Annotated in this window: 8 protein-coding genes; 3 read left to right on the top strand and 5 right to left on the bottom strand. The window is 43.5% G+C overall.

The genetic code is table 11. The features are described from left to right. Positions 1-821: 821 nt before the first annotated feature. Positions 822-1,283, bottom strand: a complete 462-nt coding sequence (trmL, locus tag CXF86_RS19630; protein WP_101089203.1) for a tRNA (uridine(34)/cytosine(34)/5-carboxymethylaminomethyluridine(34)-2'-O)-methyltransferase TrmL — start codon at positions 1,281-1,283, stop codon at positions 822-824. Between the two features lie 235 nt (positions 1,284-1,518). Between trmL and CXF86_RS19635 the strand changes: the two genes are divergently transcribed. Further along, the gene (locus CXF86_RS19635; RefSeq protein WP_102039847.1) at positions 1,519-2,451 is read left to right on the top strand and encodes a LysR family transcriptional regulator; all 933 of its coding nucleotides are present in this window, start codon (positions 1,519-1,521) and stop codon (positions 2,449-2,451) included. Between the two features lie 18 nt (positions 2,452-2,469). Here the strand turns inward: CXF86_RS19635 and CXF86_RS19640 are convergent, their stop codons facing one another. The 3 genes from CXF86_RS19640 to CXF86_RS19650 all read right to left on the bottom strand — a co-directional run bounded on the left by CXF86_RS19640 (position 2,470) and on the right by CXF86_RS19650 (position 6,634). Then, positions 2,470-3,381: a YjjW family glycine radical enzyme activase gene (locus CXF86_RS19640; protein WP_257985423.1), complete on the bottom strand. Its 912-nt coding sequence runs from the start codon at positions 3,379-3,381 to the stop codon at positions 2,470-2,472. Then, positions 3,347-4,906: a YjjI family glycine radical enzyme gene (locus tag CXF86_RS19645; RefSeq protein WP_102039848.1), complete on the bottom strand. Its 1,560-nt coding sequence runs from the start codon at positions 4,904-4,906 to the stop codon at positions 3,347-3,349. Before CXF86_RS19645 ends, CXF86_RS19640 begins: the two co-directional genes overlap by 35 nt. Before the next feature lie 207 nt (positions 4,907-5,113). Further along, a complete protein-coding gene (locus CXF86_RS19650; RefSeq protein ID WP_101089206.1) occupies positions 5,114-6,634 on the bottom strand; it encodes an acetaldehyde dehydrogenase ExaC in 1,521 nt (506 codons plus the stop codon). A gap of 247 nt (positions 6,635-6,881) precedes the next feature. Here CXF86_RS19650 and CXF86_RS19655 point away from each other — a divergent pair, with 247 nt between their 5' ends. Further along, the gene (locus tag CXF86_RS19655; protein ID WP_101089207.1) at positions 6,882-7,862 is read left to right on the top strand and encodes an acrylyl-CoA reductase (NADPH); all 981 of its coding nucleotides are present in this window, start codon (positions 6,882-6,884) and stop codon (positions 7,860-7,862) included. Between the two features lie 87 nt (positions 7,863-7,949). Here CXF86_RS19655 and CXF86_RS19660 read toward each other — a convergent pair whose 3' ends face one another. Next, positions 7,950-8,882, bottom strand: a complete 933-nt coding sequence (locus tag CXF86_RS19660) for a LysR family transcriptional regulator (protein WP_101089208.1) — start codon at positions 8,880-8,882, stop codon at positions 7,950-7,952. Between the two features lie 455 nt (positions 8,883-9,337). Here CXF86_RS19660 and CXF86_RS19665 point away from each other — a divergent pair. Further along, the coding region (locus CXF86_RS19665; RefSeq protein ID WP_145991669.1) for a twin-arginine translocation signal domain-containing protein at positions 9,338-9,460 on the top strand (123 nt) is incomplete at its 3' end.

Here is a 9,460-nt window from a genome sequence, read left to right on the forward strand (position 1 = left end):
TCTCGAAAGAGAGTGAATAGCCCGTTGCTAACGCAACGGGCTTTTTTACGTCTGCGATTTGAGTGTTGTTACGTTACTGAATTGCCGGAACCACAGAATGCAGGGGCAATAGCATCGATATAATCGTGTTGTGGCCGATATAGCCCAGGTGCGAATCGAACATTTTCAGGCGCCACTCTTTCTAAGTTTGGTCTCGAAAGAGAGTGAACAGCCCGTTGCTAACGCAACGGGCTTTTTTACGTCTGTGATTTGGGAGCTGATCCAGCGGCATACCAGTATTGTGGAATTGTTGACGAGTCACTTCTACCAGCTTAAATGGTCTCATTAGGTTCATATTTATAGATGGTGCAACCACAGATTGAGTCGCCCTGTTGATGGGAAAACAGTATCGAATAGATAGCGTATTAAAATAGTTTTAGCTTTACGAAACGATGTTCTCGTCGGAGCCGGAAGCCTTCAGCAGCCTAAACGTTGCTTGATCCTAAAACCTCAGTAACGATGTCTCATAAATTTTGAGATTAGTTCATATTGATACGTTCAGATGCGAGGTGACCAGTGGTTTTATAGATTGGCTAAGTCTTTATTGAGGCCAAGTTAATGAATGACTTTTAGAGGCACTATGTATTTATATTCCAACAGTATTTTTACATGGCGATAATTGTGATTACGATGCGAGGTTTATTTGAGGTTGGCCTAGATACGATAAAACCTAAAAATAGAGGCTTTATCGTATTATTAGTTCATATCAAGTAGCAACCATTGCTAAGTCTAGTGGTTATTTTGAAGATATGACATCGGCTGATTTAAAGTGCTCTGAGCTGTTATGAGCCTTGGTAATCGAGTTGTCGCCAAGCTTCATAGCTGATGATAGCAACCGCATTTGAAAGATTAAGGCTGCGACTCGTCGACATCATAGGAATACGCAAACGTTGTTCAGTCGGAATTGAGTCTATTATATCAGCAGGTAAGCCTCTGGTTTCTGGACCAAATAACAACACATCATCTTGTTTAAAGCTGAGTTCTGAATGTGGGCGACTGCCTTTGGTCGTACAAGCCATAATTCGCTTGCCTTGCATTGCTTCGAGAAAAGACTCGAAGTTTTTATGATGAATTACATTAGCCAAATCTGCATAATCTAGCCCGGCGCGGCGCAGCTTTTTATCTTCTAAATCAAAGCCCAAAGGCTCAATTAAGTGCAGTTTGCAGCCATTATTAGCGATTAATCTGATTATATTACCGGTGTTAGGGGCTATTTCGGGTTCGTAAAGCGCTATATGAAACATGCTGGCCTGCCTAAAAATGTATGAGCTGAGATTATTTTAATCTGTAATGGAGAGCATGAAAGCTCTAATTTGATCATTACTTAATGAATAATTCATTATACGGCAAAAAGTGGGTAGCGGAAAATAGCAGTGTAGCGTGAAGTGGCCCGTGAATATGAGAAATGCAGATATCCTCTTAAGCCATTTATCTCTATATTTGAGTAGATAGATACACTGGTTACCTATGAGCATTGTAATGGATCTCGCTAAACTTTCACGGATCAGTATGAAGCATCTGATCACCTTGCATGTCATGCTAGATACGCTAAGCGTAACTGCGAGTGCGGAACGATTATGCTTAAGCCCCTCGTCAGTGAGTAAAACGCTAAGTCAACTACGGCAAAGTCTTGATGATGATCTGTTTTATCGGCATGGAAACAAGCTTGTAGCAACCCCTTTGGCACGCCGTTTAGGTCCAAATGTCCACCAAATTATCAGTGATATGAACCTATTAGTGACCCAAGAGGCTTTCACCCCTGCGGCCTATAAAGGTCGATTTTCCTTGGCGATGCGAGAAAGTACCTTTGAGCTACTTGCTGCTAAACTAACGGCACATGTACTGTTGTTAGCCCCTAATATTCGACTCGACATCTTTGCTAAAGACAGTGTCGGTTTTGAGGGGTTAGTTAAAGGCAGTTTAGATTTTATAGTGCTGCCCCATGACCGAAGCCAACCGCCCATTGCGCAGCATGAATTGGTGTGGGAGACATTAATAAATGACGAGATGGTGTGTTTAATGAATCCTAATCACCCTTTAGCCAATCAACATCATATCTCTATTGATGACTATCTTGGATATAGTCATATAGGTATTAGTGATACAGATCTGAATAGACCTTTTTTCGAGATGAAGTTGGCCCAGCAGGCTCTAAATCGAGCAGTGCCTTTGTCGGTGGCAGACTTTGGCAGTGCGGCCCTAATGTGTCATCACAGTGAGCTGTTATTTACTTGTTCACGCCGTTGGGCCGAAAATGCCATTCAGGCTAGAGGCCTAGTGACTAAAGCACTACCGCTTGATTACGGAGAGGTTGCGTATAGCTTGGTGTGGCACAAGCAGAGCATGAAGGATCCTGCACATCGTTGGTTCTATGAGCAACTTGTCGACTTTACTCGGCAGCAGTTTCAGTAACCTGATTAAATAGCATTTCTATAGGTATAGATTGGGTAAAATGAGATTATTCACGCCGCGTCGAGCAAGTGCATTCGCGAGTTGTTGAATTTGCGCCTCAGTGCAACTTGGCCACATTAATGCGTCGCCTGTAACCCCGTGATGCTGAAATGCATTTAGCTTGATTCGTACAGCTACCGGCAGTTGGGCTAGATAGCTCGCCACAGCATCGATTTCGCTATCGAAGTCACTGACCTCTGGAATGTGCAGTAAACGGACCTCATACAATTTCCCCTGTTCGGCAAGCAGCTTCAATGCGCTAAAAACACGATGGTTATCCCGACCGGTAATATAGCGGTGGGTGTCTTGTTGCCAAGATTTAAGATCAATCATGGCACCTTGTATAAAGGGTAATACTTGTTGCCAACCATTTAGGCTTAGACTGCCGTTACTGTCTATCATGCAGCTTAGGTGTGCTAAATCCTTGCTCAACTGCATCTCTCGAAATAATGCAATAATAAAGGGCAGCTGCAAACTGGCTTCCCCCCCACTGATGGTGACACCATTAATAAAGTGCATTTGAGCGCGGATAAGAGTGAGTAGTTCATCGACACTATAACGCAGTGTTTTTGGCGTTGATTGCTTGGGGCAAACGGATAGACAGATGTCGCATTGGGTGCATAATTGTTGGTCCCAAACCACCTGACTTTTATTATCATCTGTAATCAGTTTGAGGGCTTTTGCTGGGCAGGTTGGTACGCAATCGCCACAACTATCACACCAGTCTATGGTGTGAGGATTGTGGCAATTTTTACAGTTAAAATTACATCCCTGTAGAAAGATAACAAGCCTGCTACCAGGCCCATCTACACAAGAGAAAGGAATGATTTGATTAACTGTTGCGACTCTATCCAAGTTAATGCGACTTCGCGTAGCTTGGAGCATTTTCATGAGCAACAACACGTGGTTGACGCTCAAGGATCTTAGTATTTATTGCCGCCTCTGCTCCTAAACCTGTGGTATTAGTGCGTGAACCCGCCTCTTTAAAACGAGCAATGTCTGACAGTTTAATCATGTAGCCTGTTACACGAACCAAATCGTTAGAGGCGACGTTAGCGGTAAACTCGCGAAAACCTAAGTTTAATGCGCCTTTACAGAGTTGGAACATGGCTTGTGGATTCGATTTAACCGTTTCATCAATCGTGAGAATGTCGCTGATCCCAGAAGTATAATATTGATGATGTTCCGCCAGTGCTTTGATGTGAGCTATTGGGTTTGGCTCGGTACCATAGGGAATACGCACACCGGGAGTGACATCTTTATCTAGACTAATACCGCCTTGAGAGTGCAGTAACGCACGGCCGTTATAGCCATAGTCAACTGGAGTTGATTTGACGATGGTATCCAGTGCTTTAGATATTTTATGACCCAGCTCATTCGCCGCTTGATGGTGACCGTAGTGAGGGCTTGGTTTCTCTGTATGAGATTCAGTTAGCTCTGGATTACCTTGCAGAATATTCACGGCTTCAGCCATGCCATAAATTCCGAACATAGGTGCAAAGCGTGACTCTTCAATTAGCCCCTCTTTGACTAAGAAACTGTTGAAAAAGTTAGATTCTTCATGCAGATACTGACAACGGGCATTAATTAGCTCATAGGTTATCTGGCAGTATTGCGGCAACGTATTGTCAAAGAAATCACTGATGTCATTAGATCTTAGGGCAATCTCTTTTAGATTAAGTCTTACCAAGGTGTTAGCACCGCCAGCCAGTGGCAGTGAGTTATAACAGCTAACAATGCCAAAGCCTTTTTTATCATAGCTATTGGCGTGCATTGGATAGTTGGCTATATGCGGTTTACTGCACTCACAAATATTGCTCGCGGCAATTTGTAGTAGTTCATCGGGAGTCACTTGTGGATCGTACATAAACGTAAGGTTGGGTGCAATTTGTTTAAGCTCTGCGTCGATCCTTAAAATTGTGCGGCAGACAATGTTATCCGTTGGACCTATGTTCACGTGCATAAAGGCGTCAGGAAGGGTGCGATCTAGCATGATCCAAAATAGCTTTAGTTTGCGGTATAGGTTCTCAGTATCGATCCCTTGGCAGAATGGCAGCAAAACCTCATCCAGTTGACCTAGATACACCGGAATATTAGTTACCGAAGGGACATGGTGGTAAAGGATGGTGAGTGCATTAAGTGCTTCATCTAAGTCTTGTGCTGGGCTTAACTCTAAGTATTCAGAGCCTTGTTGTAAGTATTTGGCATAATCGGGCAAAACATATCGTGGTTTAAATGGTGCATGGCCTTCGAACATGTCGCAGATAATACCCGAATCCATGGCTTGTGTTACGTCTTCCGACACCGCTACATATGGCAAACTAGAATCTGCTTCTAGTGCTAAAAAATTAGATTTTTGCTTTGGAGAAAGATTTAGGTCGCGGGTGATCTGGGAAAGTCGTTCTTGAATCGCCATGGCGTAATATCCATTAATATTGTATGGGTAATATATTAAGGCCTATTAGCTAGGTTCTTATAGTGAAAAGCAGGCAAGGTGGTATTTCCATTATGGAAATTCAGCGGGATAGATCTCGATTTTCCAGATAAATAGAAAGCCAAATATAGCGGCGGTGAAATCGCGAACTACATTTGGCTTTAGATGTTGCTAAGATACTGATGTTGTCTAAAAGAAACCTAGTGGATTAACATCGTAGCTAATGAGTAGATTCTTGGTATTTTGGTAATGATCTAGCATCATTTTATGAGTCTCACGACCAATACCTGACCTCTTATAGCCTCCAAATGCAGCGTGAGCAGGATAAGCGTGATAACAGTTTATCCATACTCGACCCGCTTGAATACCGCGTCCCATTCGTTGAGCGGTATTCATATCGCGTGTCCATACACCCGCGCCAAGGCCATACGGAGTATCATTTGCGATGGCCAATGCTTCAGCTTCATCCTTAAAGGTGGTGACTGAAATGACGGGGCCAAAAATTTCTTCTTGGAAGATCCGCATATTATTAGTGCCCTTTAAGATGGTAGGGCGAATGTAAAAACCTTGGCTATGTTCACCTTCAAGCTTACAGAGATCGCCACCAACCAATACCTCAGCACCTTCATCTTTACCTATTTGCAGATAGCTGAGAATTTTATCAAATTGCTCTTGTGATGCTTGAGCGCCCACTTGCGTTTCAGTATCGAGTGGGTTGCTTTGTTTAATGGTTTTGCAGCGCTCAATGACTTTGGCAATAAACTTGTCATAAATCGACTCGTGGATCAGTGCTCGTGACGGACAAGTGCATACTTCACCTTGGTTAAAGAAGGCCAGTAACATGCCTTCTACGGCTTTATCGAGATACGCATCCTCATGATCCATTACATCAGCAAAATAGACATTCGGAGACTTACCACCAAGTTCAACCGTTGATGGGATCAACGACTCAGCCGCACATTTCAAAATATGATGACCCACTTCAGTCGAGCCAGTGAAGGCCAGTTTAGCGATTCGACTACTGGTAGCGAGTGCCTGACCCGCTTCGTTGCCAAAACCATTTACCACATTGAGCACACCTTTAGGGAGCAGGTCTTCAATTAACTCAAGCATCACTAAAATCGAGGCCGGGGTTTGCTCGGCAGGTTTTAATACCACGCAATTACCCGCGGCTAATGCGGGGGCAACTTTCCATGCAGCCATCAAAATAGGAAAGTTCCAAGGAATAATTTGGCCGACAACGCCTAATGGCTCAGGAAAATGATAACTTACAGTATTGGCATCAATATCTGCAGCGCTGCCCTCTTGGGCTCGAATACACCCCGCAAAATAGCGGAAATGGTCGACAACTAAAGGGAGATCGGCCGCTAACGTTTCACGTACTGCTTTACCATTATCCCAAGTCTCGGCTATAGCGAGGAGCTCTATATTTTGTTCAATACGATCAGCAACACGCAATAGAATATTAGCACGCTCGGTGACCGACGTTTTGCCCCAGCTCTCTTTGGCTTTGTGGGCGGCATCAAGTGCCAGCTCTATATCGTTAGTATCTGAGCGTGGGATCTGACAGAATACTTTTCCGTCGACGGGTGAAGGGTTATCAAAATAGACACCATTGACGGGTTTAACCCATTCACCACCAATAAAATTTTGATACTGTGATTTGAAATTAATGATGGCGTCAGGTGTTCCTGGTTTGCTATATATCATACTTATATCCTTCGTATGTTTTTTATGCGATAACTCAGTGTAGTAGCAAAGTAAAAGCGAGGATATAGGAATAAAGTCGAGTCGTTTATTGTGGGACAATTTAGCTATATTATTGCTCTATACACTAATCAATATGAGGTGGTTACACCTCTATGCATCCAGTGCATTATTTCTATGCAAAATATGCACTTCAGTCATAGATGTTTATGGCCTATGCTTCTCTCATCAGTTTAAATAGGAACTTGTCATGTTTAACGCGCTTGTTTTGACCCAAGAAGAAAAGCTTACCCAAGCTAATGTTCGTCAAATCTCAGAGACAGATCTGCCTGAAGGTGAGGTATTAGTCGCTGTTGCATGTTCATCACTGAACTACAAAGATGGCTTAGCGGTTACTGGTGTTGGTAGAATTATCCGTAATTTTCCTATGGTGCCTGGTATCGACTTTGCAGGTACGGTGCTTGAATCAAGTGACGAGCGTTATAAAGCGGGTGACAAGGTCATTTTAACGGGCTGGGGCGTAGGTGAAAATCACTGGGGCGGCTTAGCAGAGAAAGCCCGCGTGAATGCGGATTGGTTAGTTCCTATGCCTACGAATTGCGATGCAGCAAAAGCGATGCAAATAGGTACGGCTGGTTTAACGGCAATGTTATGCGTACAAGCATTGCAGCAAGCTGGAATTAAGCCAAGCGATGGTGATGTACTCGTCACCGGCGCTAGTGGTGGTGTCGGCAGTGTTGCAGTGACCTTACTATCGCAATTAGGTTACCGCGTAGTGGCAAGCTCTGGGCGTATTGAGCAGAATGGCCCTCTATTGACTAAGTTAGGTGCTAGCGAAGTAATAGAGCGTAGCGAGCTTGAAGTTGACTCAAGACCTCTAGAGAAGCAGCGTTGGGCGGGTGTTGTTGATACTGTAGGTAACAAAATCTTAGCGACAGCATTAGCACAAATGAAATATGGTGGTGCAGCAGCAATTTGTGGTCTTGCTGGTGGTTTTGCACTGCCAACGACCGTGATGCCATTTATCCTTCGTGGGGTAAACTTGCTCGGTGTTGATTCTGTATCTTGCCCATTTGAAAAACGCCAAGCAGCTTGGGAAGAGGTACTTAAGTTACTCCCCGCAAGTTATTATCAAGATGCCTGCGAGACTATTGCGCTTGAACAGGTACCTGAATTTGCACAACGCATCATTAAGGGCCAAGTCACAGGTCGAGTCCTTGTTAAGCTTTAATCATTGTTAATGAAGTCAGAAAGCCCAGCAAATAACTGGGCTTTTTTGTGTCTATTTTTTGTATTAATCCTGCTTTAATTCGTGGAATTAACAGTTCTGCGGAGACTGACTTAACAAATTTTGAGTCACAGTAATAACCTCATTACGTAACCATTGCTGCGCTTTATCTTGCTCACTGCGAGAGTGCCAGAACAAGTTGTAATCTAAACTGGGTAACTTAAAAGGTAGAGGCTTAACTTTTAGCCCATGGCGCAGGGCTGCTATTTCTGCCATGCCTTCAGGTAACGTAATAATTAATGGGTTGATTGATTGCAAGGCTAAGGCGGTATCAAGATGCGGTGTCCTCAGCAGTTCAGTGCGCGCGGGATATTGGCTAATTTCATCATCGAGCAACGCTTTTACTCCATCACTAATAGCAATGGTTGCGTGAGGGTAATGCAGATAGTCATCTAGGGTGATCTCGGCATCTGCCAATGGATGATGGGGTGATAGTAAACAGCTAACGCCGACTTTACCCAGAAAGGTGTACTGCAACTGTCCGGTTTGACCTATAGCGCGGCAGATTGCCATATCGGCGCCTTTCACGCTGAGCTGCGCCTGCAGCTCGTTATGCTGAACCGGTAGTATCTCAAGTCTAATTTTGGGTGCCTGTTGATAAATGTTCGGCAGAATAAAAGGCACTAAAGCTTGCATTGCATAATCTGTTGCAGCGATAGAAAACTGTTGTTCACAATCAAACGGAACAAATGCTTTTGGGGTTAATAAGCTAATGAGTTGCCCAGTCGGTTGTTGTAACTGCTGGTAGCAATCGAGTGCAAACTGGGTTGGTACAAGATGTTGGCCAACACGGGAAAATAGTGGATCGTCGAGCATCTCTCGTAGACGAGCAAGAATGCGGCTTGTCGCTGATTGACTTAAGTGTAATCGCTTAGCAGCCTGAGTCACGCTGCGCTCTTCAACCAAAATTTGCAGAGCGATTAATAAGCTTAGGTCTTGGCGGTAGATATCTTCTAATTCCATAACTTCCCTGAAGCAAGCGGTTGGTTTAATAGTATGGACTCATGATGACATAGAAGCCTGCCGCTCAACATTTTTCTATACCATATAGAAAAACTTTTTGAGTGTTAGGGACCAAAAATGGACACTGGTTACAATAAATCAACTTCAGAGAGCTTATTATAATTGTTGTGGTGACATTGTTATTTTTGTTAATTTCCACCTAATGGTATAAAGCAAATAAAAGCTCGGAAAGTCAGAGCTACATTGGTTTTATTGATTGATAATTAGTGCTGGTGCATTGTTTGGAATTAATTCCAAAATACCTCAAAAGTAGTAAAAATCTTAAACATTAGATCTAAGCTTGAGTTTCTAAATGTTGTCATAATGTTTTAAATAAAGCTCTGCTTAACTCTCGTTTTGGAACTGGTTCCAGTCATATCATTGTTGCGTCTAATAAAACTATAGGGTGATGACAGATGAGCAATAAAGATCTGCTAGGACGCCGCAATTTCATTAAGGGAATGGGAGCTGCAGCAGGTGTCGCAATGGCTGCACCAGCAATGGCCATTTCTGAGAAAGCGGATGGCGTTAAATGGGAC

Origin of the sequence: Shewanella sp. GutCb (assembly GCF_002836135.1) — a bacterium.
GTDB lineage: Bacteria > Pseudomonadota > Gammaproteobacteria > Enterobacterales > Shewanellaceae > Shewanella.